This window comes from Paenibacillus dendrobii (genome assembly GCF_009807035.1).
Lineage (GTDB): Bacteria > Bacillota > Bacilli > Paenibacillales > Paenibacillaceae > Paenibacillus_AQ > Paenibacillus_AQ dendrobii.
The window spans coordinates 15,191-29,604 of the sequence record NZ_WUBI01000002.1 but is presented as its reverse complement, the minus strand read 5'-3'; the positions used below and the strand labels follow the sequence as shown (position 1 = coordinate 29,604).

The following is a 14,414-nucleotide window of genomic DNA, read 5'->3' as shown; positions in this document are numbered from 1 at the left end:
ATATAGTAATAGTGACCATAGGAAGGTGGACAGAAATATGTACTTTAAAAAAATTGGTGTAATCGGCGGAGGGACGATGGGTCAAGGAATCGCAGAGATGCTGGCTGCGCGTGGCCTGGATGTGCTTTTAGTTGAGATAACGCCAGAGAAACTGGAATATTCCTATTCTATGATCGAATTGAGTCTGGACAAACAGCTCGAAAAATGGGCAATTACCCAGGCTGAAAAAAAATTAATTTTGGGCAGAATTCATAAAGTGGTTCATCTTGCGGAGCTGGGCACTTGCGATATGGTCATTGAGACCATTTCCGAAGATTTGGATGCGAAGAAGCAGGTGTTCTCACAGCTGGATCAAGTTTGTCCTAATCATATTATCCTTGCCAGCAACACCTCTTCACTCAGCTTGACCGAGCTTGCCAGCACTACGATGTATCCCGAACGCGTTATCGGCATGCACTTTATTCATCCGGTAAGCAAAGTGGATCTTGTGGAGATCATTCGTGGACTGAAAACCTCGGATACGACCTTTTCCGAAACCAAACGATTTGTGGAAGAAGTAGTCCATAAAAAAGGCATTATGGTGTTCGAATCTCCCGGCTTCGTTTCGAGCCGTATGATTTGCTTAATGATTAACGAAGCGTTACATATTCTTCAGGAAGGTGTGGCATCTCCCGAGGACATCGATGATGCTATGCGTATTGGCTATCAATTCCAATACGGACCTTTGGAGATGGCTGACCGCTTCGGTCTTGATTCCGTTTTAGCTGCTCTGGACCGTATGTTCCGTGAGTTCGGCGAACTCAAATACCGTCCTTCCATTATATTGAAGAAAATGGTGCGTGCAGGACATTTGGGCGTGAAAACGGGCGAAGGCTTCTTTAAGTATGACAAGGATGGTGACCGGGTATGAAAGTTTTAGTCATAAATGCAGGAAGTTCCTCATTGAAATACCAGCTTTACGATATGAAGGATGAGTCTGTTCTGGCAAAAGGCCTGGTTGAACGGATTGGCATGGATTCTTCGATTGTAACCCATAAACCTGCCGGCTTAGCTGAAGTGAGCGAAGTCAGCGAAATTCTGGAGCACACGACAGCGGTCCGCAAGGTACTGTCTCTTCTGACGGATAAGGAACATGGCGTCATTGGCTCCGTGGATGAAATTGAAGCGGTAGGACATCGTGTGGTTCACGGCGGGGAATACTTTGGAGAATCCGCGCTGGTTGATGGAGACGTGAAAACAAAGATCCGGCAGCTGTTCGATCTTGCGCCGCTTCATAACCCTGCATCCATGATGGGGATCAAGGCAGCGGAGTCTAATATGCCTCATGTCCCTCAGGTTGTGGTATTTGACACGGCCTTCCACCAATCCATGCCTGAGAACGCCTATCTGTATGCTATCCCAAGAGTACTTTACAAGAAGCATAAGGTACGTCGGTACGGCGCACATGGTACTTCTCATGAATTCGTAAGCAAGGCTGCAGCGGAATTCCTGGATCGTCCGATTGAGGAGTTGAAGATCATCTCCTGTCATATCGGCAACGGAGCCAGTCTTACGGCAGTACAAGAAGGCCGTTCGATTGACACCTCCATGGGGATGACCCCGCTAGAAGGATTGATGATGGGTACCCGCAGCGGTGACTTGGATCCGGCGATTGTGCCTTACGTTATGAACAAGGAAGAACTGACGGTGAATGAAGTGAACTCGATGCTGAACAAACACAGCGGACTTCTCGCCATTTCCGGAATCAGCAGCGATATGCGTGAAATTACCGAGGGCATGCAAAAGGGCGATGCCAATTCAAAGCTTGCCTTCGAGATGTACGAATACCGTCTCCGTAAATATATTGGATCTTACGCAGCCGTCATGAATGGCGTTGATGTGATTGTATTCACAGCAGGCGTTGGAGAGAATTCGGTTGTTTTACGGAAAAAAGTATGCGAAAATTTGACTTATCTAGGCGTTGAGCTGGACGAGGAATTGAATGAGATTCGTTCCGGCGAACCGCGCCGCATTTCTACGGCCAATTCCAAGGTGCAGGTTCTCGTGGTTCCGACCAATGAAGAACTTGTCATTGCCCGGGATACGAACCGCATCGTTCAGGGATTGAAGTCGTAGAGACTTTGGTAACTGAAATTAAGCAAGCATAGCAAAGGGAGAGATTTAGGCATGGCCACCAAAAGTATGATTCGTGATGTGAATCAGCATGTAGGAGAAACCGTAACCATCGGCAGCTGGATTAATAACAAGCGTTCAAGCGGGAAAATCCAGTTTCTGCAGCTGCGTGACGGCAGCGGATATATTCAGGGCGTCGTCGTGAAAAGCGAAGTGCCCGAGCAGGTATGGAACGATGCGAAGAGCTTGACCCAGGAGAGCTCCGTGTATGTTACCGGCATCATTCGGGAGGAGCCTCGCAGTCAATCCGGTTACGAGATGACCGTAACAGGTCTTGAGATCATCCATTTGACCGAGAACTACCCGATTACTCCGAAGGAGCATGGCGTAGATTTCCTGATGGACCACCGTCACCTATGGCTGCGTTCGCCGAAGCAGCGTGCCATTCTCGTAATTCGCGGCGAAATTATCCGTGCCGTTCAGGAGTTTTTTGATCAAAACGGATTTACGCTGGTCGATCCACCGATTTTGACTCCGACTTCTGCGGAGGGAACGACGAATTTGTTCCATACGAAGTATTTTGAAGAGGACGCCTATTTGACGCAAAGCGGACAGCTGTACATGGAAGCCGCAGCCATGGCGCTCGGAAAAGTATATTCGTTCGGGCCGACATTCCGCGCGGAAAAATCAAAAACGCGCCGCCACCTGATTGAATTCTGGATGATCGAGCCGGAAATGGCGTTTACTGATCATGAAGAGAGCCTTCAGGTTCAGGAGCAATTTATCAGCTATGTGGTTCAATCCGTCGTGAAGAACTGCAAGACCGAACTGGAAGCGGTAGGACGCGATATTACCAAATTGGAAAATATCAAGGCTCCGTTCCCGCGCATTTCTTATGACGATGCCATCGAATTCCTTCAAGGGGAAGGGTTCGACATTCCTTGGGGCGAGGACTTCGGTGCGCCGCATGAAACGGCTATTGCCGAGAAATACGACAAGCCGGTGTTCATCACGCATTATCCTGCAGGAATTAAGGCATTCTATATGAAACCAGATCCAAACCGTCCGGAAGTCGTGTTGTGTGCCGACATGATCGCACCGGAAGGTTACGGGGAAATCATTGGCGGCTCGCAGCGTATCGACGATCCGGCTCTGCTGGAGCAGCGCTTCAAGGAACATGATCTTTCCATGGAAACGTATCAATGGTATATGGATCTGCGTACCTACGGAACCGTTCCGCATTCCGGCTTCGGCTTGGGACTGGAACGTACGGTAGCGTGGATTTGCGGCCTGGATCACGTTCGCGAGACCATTCCATTCCCTCGTACCTTGTATCGTCTTTACCCATAAGAGATAAGGAGAGGTGAAGCTCATGGACAGCGCAGGATGGAAGACATGGGCTGAGGGGGCTTCATCCGGTTTGGGAGCGGGCATGGCGGTTATTCCGTATGTCCTGCTCCAACATTACCGTAAGCTGAAGCTCAGCGATCAAGAGACGCTTCTGCTGATTCATCTGATTTCTTTCAAACAGGTGGAGCAGAAGGACTTTCCCACACTGGAAGAACTGCAGGAGGTCACGGGCACTTCGACCCAGACGATCGCGCATAATCTTCAGAAATTGTTAAAAGCAGGTTTGATCAGCATCGACGAAGAGCTTGACGAACTGCGGAACATTCAATATGAGCGTTATAATTTGTCTGGTCTATACGAAATGCTGGGACGCTGCTTGGCTGCTCAGGAGAAAAACAAACCTGTCCAGAAGTTACGCCAGGAACCTGATGAAACATCTGATCAGGAAGAAGGACATAATCTGTTTATCGTTTTCGAAAAAGAGTTCGGACGGCCACTGTCGCCGATGGAATGCGAGACGATCTCCGGCTGGATTGACCAGGACCGCTACCCGGAAGAATTAATCCGGATGGCGCTAAAGGAAGCGGTATTCGCCGGTAAGGTGCATTTCAGGTATATTGACCGTATTCTGCTTGAATGGAGCCGAAATCGCGTGAAGACGGTGAATGACGCGAAAGCCTATACGCAAAAATTCCGCAGCAGCGGACGATCATAAATGACACGGGAGCGTGTCTTTCGGAGAACATCCGGAAGACACGTTTTTTGTGGTAAAATACAAAGAGTATGAAATGATGATATATGAACATGACGAGAGACGAGGAGGACCATAGATGAAGAACATATTAATTTTGGGCGGAACGCGTTTTTTCGGCAAAAGGCTTGTCCAGCTTCTTCTGGACGAAGGACATAAGGTTACGATTGCCACGCGCGGCAATACGGAGGACGGCTTCGGTGATCGAGTGGGACGGATTCAGTTGGACCGCGAGAATAAAGAATCGCTGGCAAAAGCGGTGGAGGAAGGCCGGGAGTGGGACACCGTCTACGATAATATCTGCTATTCTCCTCAGGCTGCGCAGGATGCATGTGATGTATTCAAAGGAAAAGTCAAAAGATACATACTAACGTCCACCTTGTCAGTTTACGAGCCTGCTTCCCGTGTGCATGAGGAGAAGGATGTGAACCCATACATTTATCCGATCACCATGGGCGGGAGAAATGATTTCTCGTACGGAGAAGGCAAACGTCTGGCGGAGGCGGTGTTATTCCAAAATGCTGATTTTCCGGTCGCCGCAGTGCGCATTCCAATCGTACTTGGAGAAGACGACTATACGGGACGTTTGGAGTTTCATATCGATCATGTGAAAAAAGAGCAGCCGATCGGAATTCCGAACCTACAGGCGAAAATGTGCTTTATCTCCTCAAGCGAGGCGGCAGCCTTCCTCAGTTGGATGAAAAACCAGCGCGTCGAAGGTCCGATTAACGCACGCTCCCAGGGAGATGTCAAACTGTCCGAGCTGATCGGCTGGATCGAGAAGGAAACCGGCAAGAAAGCGCTGATCTCCAAACAGGCAGGCGATAAGGATCAATCTCCGTTCGGTGTACCTGACTCTTGGGTAATGGATACGAATAAAGCCGAACGCTTGGGATTCCAGTTCCAGCCTTTGCGTTCTTGGCTCCCGGCGTTGATTCGCCAGCTGGCGGTTCAGGAAAGATAATTCAGTAGCATTGTAATAAGAACAACACAGCCCATTTCCCCTGAAGTGTGACTCTCGGCAGGTCGCAGTTCAGCAGGAATATGTGGCTGTTTTCTTTTGAAATATTTTTTTGGAAAAGATGCAGGGGTAACAAAATCCATGTCGTCTATTGATACGGGAAGGGGGAGAGAAAGATTGACGAAGAACGATTGATCGATCAAATCAGGCGCGGAGACCAGGCTGCATTCCGGATGCTCGTGGAGCAGTACGGGCAGCATGTGTTCCAAACCGCCTATTCTGTGCTTAGAGAACAGAAAGACGCGGAAGACGCGGCGCAGGAAGTTTTTTTGCAAGTCTATAAATCTCTCCCGGATTACCGTTCCCAAGGGTTCAAAACATGGATTACCCGCATCGCGGTACATAAAGCCATCGATGCCAAACGCAGGCTGAACAGGCGGCGGGAAGATCAAATGGCTGATGGCGAGCTGATCGAGCATTTGCCGTCAGCGGAAGAAGATGTGCTAGGGCAGCTGGTCCGCCATGAGAAAAAGATGCTTTTAGAGAAAAAAATGGACCAATTGCCTGCCCAGCACCGGGATATTCTGAATCAATTTTATATACAGGAAAAGAGTTATGATCAAATCGCCAGAGAGCAGGATATTGCGGTGAAAACGGTGGAGTCGAGGTTATACCGGGCAAGAAGCTGGATTCGTACCCATTGGAAGGAGGAAGAGTGGAATGAGTGAGAACAAGCAGGCATTACCGCTGCCCGAAGAGTGGGCTGCATACATCCGAGGTGAAGTCTCGCCTAGGCGTGCCGAGTGGATGGAATCGCTTCTTCTTGCGGATGAGCAGGCTTTTACGCTTTATATGCAGGCCATGGACTTGGAGGCGCAGGCGCTTCCCGCGTTGGAAGAGCCGGAGCATTTTGCGAACAAAGTCATGGACCAGCTCGGATCATCCGGAGAGAAAATCAATCCTTTACCTGCGGAACCGAAAGACAGAAACCGCCGCTGGTATGAACACCGAATGTTCCATTACGCGATTGCTGCCTGCCTGACGCTGATCTTCCTCTCGGCAGGATGGTTCGACAAGCTTACGCTGGATCCGCAGCAAGCTGGACATGCGGGCAGGGTTTCTTACAGCGAGGAGCTGGTCAGAGTGACGACGGGCTGGCTTGACCGGATGAAGCCTTAAGCTGAATTAGGTTGGATATTGGATATTTGCAGGATATTAATTAATTTGAAAGGATAGATGAATGTGGAACCGTACCGCAATAAAATGACAGCCTTCATCCTCAATTTCATTCCGGGGCTGGGACACTATTATATGGGGAGAAAGGGAAGAGGATTCATATATCCGCTGCTGTTCTTTGGGGGAATCCTGCTCGGATTCATGCTGTTTGTGGCCAGTAATGGGGAAGGGGCGGTCTTTGCACTTACGGCATTCTGCGCCGCCTTGCTGTGGATCATCTGCATGCTGGATCTGATCGTATACCTGCTGCGGATCCCGCCCATGCAGCAACCATACGGACCGGGGAGCTATGCACCGAACGGATATCCGCATTACGCTGGCCCGGGCAACCCCCACGCAGGCATGGGCGGATATCCGGATCAGGAAACTTTCGAAGGCATGGAGCAGCCTGGCATGAACGGCTTTCAGCCCCCTTACCCTCCGCCTTCAGGCTCGGTACGGAGCTACGAGAGCGAACGCTTTTACACGATATTGCTCTCCTTCGTCCCGGGGCTGGGCCATCTGCACATGGGTCTAATGCAGCGCGGATTGTCGTTCCTGATAGCCTTTTTCGGACTTGGGACAATTATGTTTTTCCTGACGGGCCTGACCAGTCACACGATTTTCCTTCTCTTTCTGGGCGTTCTTCCGATCATATGGCTGTATTGCATGTTTGATGCCGTTCAGCTCATTCACCGCCGGCAGGCAGGAGAAGTCATACAAGACCGAAGCCTGTTCGATGATATGGAAGCGGGACGCGAGGACGGGAAGCGAAGCAAGGTCATTGCTACGCTGCTGTCCGCTTTTCCGGGTGCGGGTCATATGTACCTTGGACTGCAGAAGAGAGGGCTTCAGCTGATGGTCATCTTCCTGGGCAGCGTGTACGTGCTGGATGTGCTGCATTTATCGCTTTTTCTCTTTTTGATTCCGCTGATCTGGTTCTTCTCGTTCTTTGACGGATTACAGCAAACGAGCCGGTATGGCAGGGAGCCGCTGGTTGACCGCCCGATCGTGGAAGGCATTTCGAATCACCAGCGCTGGCTGGGTGTGGGGCTTATGCTGCTTGGAATCTATTATGTGGCAACCAGCATTCTGTTCCCAGCCATTAGCAACTGGTTCCCGAATTTATATATTGACTACAGAGTCGATCATTACTTGAAGCCGGCGATCATCTCAATACTCCTGATTGCGGGTGGCATCAAGTTGATGGTGGGAACAGACAAGAAGCGTGAGGGCAGAGAGGAGAAGTTCCGTGGAAAATGATGTGCCCACCAAGACGCCGGGCTAAGCTCGCTAGGCGTCGTGGACGGCGTACGAGAGTCGCTGAAGGAAGTGGAACACACGATCACACTACCGGAATGGATGGAGAGCGTACCGGAAGACGTTCATCATCTGGTGATCTGGGAAATATATATTTCATTTGGGAAGGAGCAGATGCTGCTCCTTTTTTGTTGGGGGAGGGAACTTATGGATTCGTAAAAGGTTTGTACCCTTGGCGGCAGTTTGTTAAGATGATACGAGACTTAAAATATTCGAATACTGTGAGCGTGATACATATGGCAACGATAGAGGATTTATTGAAATTGGATATTCGCATCGGGACGATTACGAAGGCGGAAGTTTTCACGAAAGCACGGAAGCCTGCGATCAAGCTGGAGATTGATTTTGGCGAGCTCGGGATCAAGAAGTCTTCGGCGCAAATCACCAACAGGTATGCTCCTGATCAGCTTATTGGCAGACAAGTGGCAGCAGTGGTGAACTTTCCGCCGAGAAGGATTGCCGGGTTTGATTCGGAAGTGCTTGTCTTGGGAGGTGTGCCGGAGGAAGGCGATGTGGTGCTACTGAAACCGGATATGGTTGTACCAAATGGAACGCCGATTGCTTAAAAAAGTGGAAGTTCGTTGGGGAAAAATCCCCACTATGATATAGTGAAAGAATGAATTCATGAAGGAAACGGAGCGATTACGGAGGATGGCTGAGAGAACACACAACAAGGCGGAGGGGCGCGAGGCAGGCGGCGGCCAGGACAAGCGGGCTGGTAAGCCCGCAATGGCTCCACCGACCCGGAAAAAGGCTGCCCATCCCAAACAACAGCAGCAGGGGAAACCTCATTCAGCAACAAGAAGTAAGCAGGCGACATATCGCCAGAAGCATCCCATGAATCAGCAGTCTGCTTCAGCGGAGACCGTGAAGACCGGGGATCGGATCATCGTGACCATTAAACGGATCGGGATCAACGGAGAAGGTGTCGGATATTACCGCCGCAAGGCTGTTTTTATCGATGGAGCGCTGCCGGATGAAGTCGTCAAAGCAAAAGTGACCCGGGTCGAATCGGGTTATTTGAACGGAGAAATCATTGAAATTGAGAAGCGCTCAGCCCAGCGGCAAGAGCCGCCGTGCCCCGTATACGGTATCTGCGGCGGCTGCCAGCTTCAGCATATGACCTATGCGTCCCAGCTGCAGGCCAAGGAAGAAATCGTACGGGAATCCTTTCAGCGTTATGCCAAACTGCAGGAGATCCCTCTTCGGCCGATCTTTGGAATGGACAATCCATGGGGGTACCGAAATAAGGCACAGCTTCAAGCAGGACGTGAAGGTGAAGATATCATCGCAGGGCTGTATGCAGCGGGCTCGCACCGTCTGATCGACATCAGCGGCTGTCCGATTCAGCATCCCGTGGTGAACCGCGTCATGGAGCAGGTCAAGGAAGTGATGGAAGAGCTTCAGATTCCGGTCTACAATGAGCGAAACCGCGATGGCGCGGTCCGCACCATCGTGGCTCGCGTAGGTCAGGCTACAGGTAAGGTGCAGCTGACGTTTATTACATCCACAGACCGCTTGCCGGACTCGAAACGGCTGGTTGAGCTGATCCGCGAGCGACTGCCGATGGTGATTACGGTTGCGCAGAATATTCACAAAGGCAAATCACCGCTTGTCTTTGGCAATAAAACAGTCATCCTGTGGGGATCAGAGCAGCTGGAGGAGTCGCTTGGCGACGTTCGTTTTGCCTTGTCCCCGCGCGCATTCTTCCAGCTGAATCCGGAGCAAACGGTCAAGCTGTATAATGCCGTGCAGGAAGCTGCCGATCTTAGCGGCTCGGAGCTTGTGGTCGATGCATACTGCGGTACAGGTACAATCGGCCTGTGGCTGGCACCATTCGCGCAGGAGGTCCGCGGGATTGAGCTGATCCCCGAGGCCGTGCTGGATGCCCGCGATAACGCCAAATCCACGGGCGTAGATAACGCCCATTTCTATGAGGGACGTGCCGAACAACTGCTGCCCGATTGGGTGAGCCGTGGCATTCGCCCCGACGTTGTGGTGGTCGACCCGCCGCGCACCGGCTGTGAACGACCGCTTCTGGACGCGATCGTGAAATCCAAGCCGAAGCGGCTGGTGTACGTATCATGTAATCCGGCTACCTTGGCAAAAGACTGCCAGGTACTCCTCAGCGGGGGTTATAAGATCGAATGGGTACAGCCGGTGGATATGTTTCCGCAGACGAGTCATGTGGAGTGCTGTGCGTTGCTCATAAGGAAGTAGCATTTTAAGAGCCGCATTTACCTGCAAGTTGAGGCCCTACCCTCACACGGTACGGGCTTTTGTTGTATCAATAGACATATGGGGGACATTAGTAAGCTGTCATTTTTGTAGACATCTTTGTGCCGGGCCATATGGAGTAGAGCATGGAGTGATTGGATGATGATGATTTTGTATGGGGCGGAGCATCACTTGCTGGTAATATCCAATACCATTGATGCGGAAAAGCATGGGCATTCTTTTTTACAGGTGACCATTTCTTTGGAGGACGAATTTGAAATTGAAATAGAGGGACAAAGCATGACTTGCTCCGGCGTCGTTATCAATTCCAACGTAGTTCATCGACTAAAAGGAGCGGGACATCCCTTGTTGCTTCTTCTGATGGACAGCACATCTGAGATGGCGGGAAGCTTTAAGCGATATACAGAGAATCGGAAATATCATGCATTTCCGCCGGGGATGATGAAGACCATTCGCGAATTTGTGCAAATAGAGTATCCTGGTGTTAAGGACGCGGACAGTTATCTTTCATTTCTGGGACAACTTATGAAACTATTGGGCGTGGAGCATGTAAATACAACTATTGTTGATCCGAGAATAAGAGAGTTTATACAGCTTATTAAAGATTGCACCAACTCCGAACACTCCGTAAGTCTGTTCGCTAGGCAAATAGGTTTGTCCAACAGCAGATTGTCTCATCTCTTTAAAGAAAATACAGGCATATCGCTTAGCGGCTACATGCTGCTGCACAAACTTCAGAAGGCAACTTATTTTATTTTTAAAGGGCTCAGCATTACGGATGCGGCTATGGCGGCGGGATTTGACAGTCCGTCGCATTTAGCCGTCACCAGCAAGCGGCTGCTGGGAATGACGGCGAAGGATATTCGCAAAGATAGCGTCTTTTTAGAAGTTTCCTGCCTGCATTGACCATACAATTGGTGCAAGGGGGTGTTTCCAATGAAATCATACTTGGAGGAAACTGAATTGCTGAACTATTCTCATCCACTGATCCGGCAAGTCATTCACAGTCGACAGTGGAATCATATGCACAGGAAGGAACAAATTCTTGGCATTTATAACTACGTCCGTGACGAAATCCTGTTCGGCTATAACAGGGCGGATAATATTCCGGCATCCGTAGTCTTGCAGAATGGCTATGGTCAGTGTAATACAAAGGGTGTGCTTTTTATGGCGTTGCTAAGGGCTGTGGGAGTGCCTTGTCGTGTGCATGGATTTGCCATTGATAAAAAACTGCAAAAGGGAGCGATGAAAGGGTGGTATTACCAACTGTCGCCCCGGGAGATCGTTCACAGCTGGGTTGAAGTGCTTTATGAAGGCAAGTGGTTGAATATCGAAGGGTTTATACTGGATATTCCCTACTTGACCAAGCTTCAGCAAAAATTCAGACAGTGTACGGGTTCATTTTGCGGCTACGGTGTTGCTACAGAAAATTTTCAAAATCCGGATATTTATTGGAATGGAAACGATACCTACGTGCAAAAAGAAGGAATCGTTCGGGATTTTGGGATTTACAACAGTCCGGATGTATTTTTCTTCACTCATCAACAAGGGCTCAGCCCGCTCAGGAAAACGATTTATAGCCGGGTTGTTCGGCATCTGATGAATCGGAATGTCAATCGCATAAGGCAAGGATAATGGGGGATTAGCACACCCCTAAAACACTCACCTCTTTCTGACCTTCTGCACTCAGCACGACACATGTGGAGTGCTTGCTGCTCACTTTTTTCTTGCTGCCTAAATTAATGCTCATTCCAAATATCAACAATGGGAATGCCTTATTCAATTCTTATTTTGGCTTCAATAAAATTCATGGAACCGCTAATACTAGTCAGTTCCTCTTTGGATATACCATATAAAGATGCTCCTGCAATGACGAAGAGGAGCAAAGGGAACAGGTCTATTGACTTTGCCTTCAATTATCAGGACAACGGAAATCGCGACTCATAAAGACAGCGTGCAGTTACGTTTCCCGGTTTCCTTCTACATCCTTGACCACATGAATATATTTCGTAGTAACAAATCGAATGTGGTGTGATGGAGGAATGGGGAAAATGAAGGCTTCTTCTACGGGTTCTATAATACATACAGGTAACGAGTCAGGGATGCAAAGGGTCGACAGCTTTATCGCTTTTATTCGTGAAGCCAATGAACTTCTTCAGAAGGAAACAGATATTTCTCCTGCTAACCCATTGGTAACGGACATCATCAGCCATCTGTTACTTCAATTGCGGTCCCGCTATGTACCGGAGGAGGTACAAGTCGTTCTAAACAACGAGTATATTCGAATGAACCAACAAAGGTTGCAGGATAAGTTGTCGGAAGCCGAATTTCTAGTCGAGCTGCGTGATTCTCGTCACTTTTGCAATTTGGAGGGTCCGGCCTTAGATATCGTAACAAGTTTACCTAACTGGAACAGTTACATATCCCTCGTTAGTCAGGAACTGCACATACTTCGTCAATTCATTCGGCAGGATGGTCACGCAAAAAAGTCTCCCATTATCTTCGTAGGTAGCGGGCCGATGCCGATAAGTCCAATTATTTTACATCTAATCGGTGGTGAGGAGGTCGTCTGCTTGGAAATGGATTCGGTGGCCTATGACGCGTCATGCAAACTGCTGGAACACTTGAGCTTAGAGGATAAAGTTACTGTCGTAATGGGAAATGGATCTGAGTTCGACTACAGCTCTTACAGCAGGATCTTTGTGGCTAGTCTCGTTCGAAATAAACAGGCAGTCCTTGAACAAATTAGTCGAACTTCCGGAGACCCTTTAGTAGCTGTCCGTACCGCAGAGGGGATGAAGAGAATCATGTATGAAGCGATTGATGAATCGCAGTTGAATAAGCAGGGATGGCGGATTCTGGGACGAACTTGTCCTGAAGAAAATCTGGTCATCAATTCGACGTTATTTCTCGAACATGTGACTCATCCTACCCTAACGAACTGACATGAAGTCGTATTCATAGATCTTTGAAGAAAATTAGCGTGGATTCAAGCAGACAATCAAACAAGATGAGAAGAGGCTGCCCCCAGATCGGAGACAGCCTCTTTCATTTGCGTTGCGAGGATCAAGAAAACAGGAACATATCTTTACTTCGCTCTCGGCAATAATTTATTCAAAACAATCGCTGCCAGCGAAGCAGCTAGAAGAGGTGACCCGAGCAAATACTGTACGAAGGTTGGCAGGGAATACAGGAAGTCCTTCGGAATGAGCACCAACGCCAGGGTCAGAATCATCGGTATGGCAATAACGTACATTTCTTTTTCGCCGATTTTCTCGTTCTTCATAACCTGAATGCCGTTTATCGCGATAATACCGCAAACGATGGTGAATACGCCGCCAATGACCGCGGTTGGAATGGATGAGATCAGTGCCGCCAGTTTGCCCGAACATCCGAAGAGGACAAACCATCCTCCGACGGCAAGAAAGACGCGACGGCTCGCAATGCCTGTGATGGAAATGATGCCTGCATTGGTGGAGTAGCCCGTAACCGGAGTCGAACCGAGCACAGAAGCGATCAGACAGCTAATCCCTTCCCCAATGACACCCCGGTTAATGTTCTTCTCTGTTAACGGTTTATCGATGACGTTGCTGACGGCAAACCATGTGCCTGTCGTTTCAGCCAATAGTACGAGATAAATAATGATCATGGTGATGATCGCAGAGAAGTTGAACGAAAAGCCGAAATCGGCAAACGGGATCTGAGGCATGCTGAACCATTTAGCCTTGGACACAGCCGAGAAATCCAGAACGCCCATGAAATCGGCCACAATGCATCCGACAACGAGCGCGATCATGACGGACATAATCCGAAAAATTGATCCTTTGCGAGGGATCAGGGAACCGAGAATGACGAAGACGATAAGCACTGCGCCCGAGATCAGGGCTAAGAGTACGTTTTGATTCATCGAAGCGTCAGCAGCGCCGTAAATGTTGTCTCGAATGGCAACCGGCAATAAAGAAAGCCCAACAATGAAAATGATCGTACCACCGACAATCGGCGGTATAAATGATTTAACGATTTTATTGAAAATGCCGGTAAAGCCCAAGATGATGACCAAGACTGCACCTATAAGGCTGGCGCCCAGCACGGAATTCCAACCTAACTGCCCGCCGCCGCTAGCGGCATAAATACTCACAATCGCACCCAGCGGTACATACGAAGGCCCTTGGGCGATCGGCAGTTTCATGCAGAAATAGGTTTGTACGATCGTTGCAAGCCCGGCTGCTATAAACGTCGATTGGATCAACGCGCTGGACTGGTCCGATTGCAGACCGATTAGCATCGCAACCAGGAACGGCACGACATAGACGTCCATGGCTAGTACATGCTGTATGCCGAGAAGAATGGACTTGCTGACCGATACTTTTTCATCGGGTAATACCGTTAAATGCTGAGTTTCGGACTTCACTGGAATTTCCTGCTTGTCTGCTTGCGTAATCACTCGGATGCACACCTCTGATCGTA

General features: G+C 49.4%; 15 protein-coding genes. 14 read left to right on the top strand and 1 reads right to left on the bottom strand.

Annotated elements, in window-relative coordinates; genetic code table 11:
• Positions 1-37: 37 nt before the first annotated feature.
• The 14 genes from GRF59_RS13755 (at position 38) to GRF59_RS13690 (ending at position 12,892) form a co-directional block, all read left to right on the top strand.
• Positions 38-910 (top strand): 3-hydroxyacyl-CoA dehydrogenase family protein, encoded by an 873-nt coding sequence (locus GRF59_RS13755; RefSeq protein WP_160498303.1) that lies wholly within the window; start codon positions 38-40, stop codon positions 908-910.
• Positions 907-2,115 carry an acetate/propionate family kinase gene (locus tag GRF59_RS13750; protein WP_160498302.1) on the top strand — a complete coding sequence of 403 codons (1,209 nt, stop codon included), beginning with the start codon at positions 907-909 and terminating at the stop codon, positions 2,113-2,115. Before GRF59_RS13755 ends, GRF59_RS13750 begins: the two co-directional genes overlap by 4 nt.
• A 51-nt stretch (positions 2,116-2,166) precedes the next feature.
• A complete protein-coding gene (asnS, locus tag GRF59_RS13745) occupies positions 2,167-3,462 on the top strand; it encodes an asparagine--tRNA ligase (protein ID WP_160498301.1) in 1,296 nt (431 codons plus the stop codon).
• Positions 3,463-3,484: 22 nt separating this feature from the next.
• Positions 3,485-4,177: a DnaD domain-containing protein gene (locus GRF59_RS13740; protein ID WP_160498300.1), complete on the top strand. Its 693-nt coding sequence runs from the start codon at positions 3,485-3,487 to the stop codon at positions 4,175-4,177.
• A 115-nt stretch (positions 4,178-4,292) separates the two neighbouring features.
• Complete coding sequence (locus tag GRF59_RS13735) at positions 4,293-5,177, top strand: NAD-dependent epimerase/dehydratase family protein (RefSeq protein ID WP_160498299.1); 885 nt, start codon at positions 4,293-4,295, stop codon at positions 5,175-5,177.
• A gap of 188 nt (positions 5,178-5,365) precedes the next feature.
• Complete coding sequence (locus GRF59_RS13730; RefSeq protein ID WP_272914990.1) at positions 5,366-5,902, top strand: RNA polymerase sigma factor; 537 nt, start codon at positions 5,366-5,368, stop codon at positions 5,900-5,902.
• The gene (locus GRF59_RS13725; RefSeq protein WP_160498298.1) at positions 5,895-6,353 is read left to right on the top strand and encodes a hypothetical protein; all 459 of its coding nucleotides are present in this window, start codon (positions 5,895-5,897) and stop codon (positions 6,351-6,353) included. The genes GRF59_RS13730 and GRF59_RS13725 overlap by 8 nt, the downstream gene beginning before the upstream one ends.
• An 84-nt stretch (positions 6,354-6,437) precedes the next feature.
• Positions 6,438-7,652: a hypothetical protein gene (locus tag GRF59_RS13720; protein WP_237391826.1), complete on the top strand. Its 1,215-nt coding sequence runs from the start codon at positions 6,438-6,440 to the stop codon at positions 7,650-7,652.
• Between the two features lie 39 nt (positions 7,653-7,691).
• A complete protein-coding gene (locus GRF59_RS13715; protein ID WP_160498296.1) occupies positions 7,692-7,868 on the top strand; it encodes a hypothetical protein in 177 nt (58 codons plus the stop codon).
• 77 nt (positions 7,869-7,945) lie between these two features.
• On the top strand, positions 7,946-8,275 hold the full coding sequence (gene csaA, locus GRF59_RS13710; protein ID WP_160498295.1) for a chaperone CsaA: 330 nt from the start codon (positions 7,946-7,948) through the stop codon (positions 8,273-8,275).
• An 85-nt stretch (positions 8,276-8,360) separates the two neighbouring features.
• Positions 8,361-9,929 (top strand): 23S rRNA (uracil(1939)-C(5))-methyltransferase RlmD, encoded by a 1,569-nt coding sequence (gene rlmD, locus GRF59_RS13705; protein ID WP_202128685.1) that lies wholly within the window; start codon positions 8,361-8,363, stop codon positions 9,927-9,929.
• Between the two features lie 156 nt (positions 9,930-10,085).
• A complete protein-coding gene (locus GRF59_RS13700; protein WP_160498293.1) occupies positions 10,086-10,853 on the top strand; it encodes a helix-turn-helix domain-containing protein in 768 nt (255 codons plus the stop codon).
• 30 nt (positions 10,854-10,883) lie between these two features.
• A complete protein-coding gene (locus GRF59_RS13695; protein WP_160498292.1) occupies positions 10,884-11,582 on the top strand; it encodes a transglutaminase-like domain-containing protein in 699 nt (232 codons plus the stop codon).
• 407 nt (positions 11,583-11,989) lie between these two features.
• Positions 11,990-12,892: a nicotianamine synthase family protein gene (locus tag GRF59_RS13690; protein WP_160498291.1), complete on the top strand. Its 903-nt coding sequence runs from the start codon at positions 11,990-11,992 to the stop codon at positions 12,890-12,892.
• Positions 12,893-13,035: 143 nt separating this feature from the next.
• Here the strand turns inward: GRF59_RS13690 and GRF59_RS13685 are convergent, their stop codons facing one another.
• The gene (locus tag GRF59_RS13685) at positions 13,036-14,391 is read right to left on the bottom strand and encodes a solute carrier family 23 protein (RefSeq protein WP_160498290.1); all 1,356 of its coding nucleotides are present in this window, start codon (positions 14,389-14,391) and stop codon (positions 13,036-13,038) included.
• Between the last annotated feature and the right edge of the window lie 23 nt (positions 14,392-14,414).

What these genes read in the sequence shown, in the direction of transcription:
- GRF59_RS13755 (WP_160498303.1), top strand. Translation starts at nt 38, where the DNA reads ATGTACTTTAAAAAAATTGGTGTAATCGGCGGAGGGACGATGGGTCAA.
- GRF59_RS13750 (WP_160498302.1), top strand. Translation starts at nt 907, where the DNA reads ATGAAAGTTTTAGTCATAAATGCAGGAAGTTCCTCATTGAAATACCAG.
- asnS (WP_160498301.1), top strand. Translation starts at nt 2,167, where the DNA reads ATGGCCACCAAAAGTATGATTCGTGATGTGAATCAGCATGTAGGAGAA.
- GRF59_RS13740 (WP_160498300.1), top strand. Translation starts at nt 3,485, where the DNA reads ATGGACAGCGCAGGATGGAAGACATGGGCTGAGGGGGCTTCATCCGGT.
- GRF59_RS13735 (WP_160498299.1), top strand. Translation starts at nt 4,293, where the DNA reads ATGAAGAACATATTAATTTTGGGCGGAACGCGTTTTTTCGGCAAAAGG.
- GRF59_RS13725 (WP_160498298.1), top strand. Translation starts at nt 5,895, where the DNA reads ATGAGTGAGAACAAGCAGGCATTACCGCTGCCCGAAGAGTGGGCTGCA.
- GRF59_RS13720 (WP_237391826.1), top strand. Translation starts at nt 6,438, where the DNA reads ATGACAGCCTTCATCCTCAATTTCATTCCGGGGCTGGGACACTATTAT.
- csaA (WP_160498295.1), top strand. Translation starts at nt 7,946, where the DNA reads ATGGCAACGATAGAGGATTTATTGAAATTGGATATTCGCATCGGGACG.
- rlmD (WP_202128685.1), top strand. Translation starts at nt 8,361, where the DNA reads ATGGCTGAGAGAACACACAACAAGGCGGAGGGGCGCGAGGCAGGCGGC.
- GRF59_RS13700 (WP_160498293.1), top strand. Translation starts at nt 10,086, where the DNA reads ATGATGATGATTTTGTATGGGGCGGAGCATCACTTGCTGGTAATATCC.
- GRF59_RS13695 (WP_160498292.1), top strand. Translation starts at nt 10,884, where the DNA reads ATGAAATCATACTTGGAGGAAACTGAATTGCTGAACTATTCTCATCCA.
- GRF59_RS13690 (WP_160498291.1), top strand. Translation starts at nt 11,990, where the DNA reads ATGGGGAAAATGAAGGCTTCTTCTACGGGTTCTATAATACATACAGGT.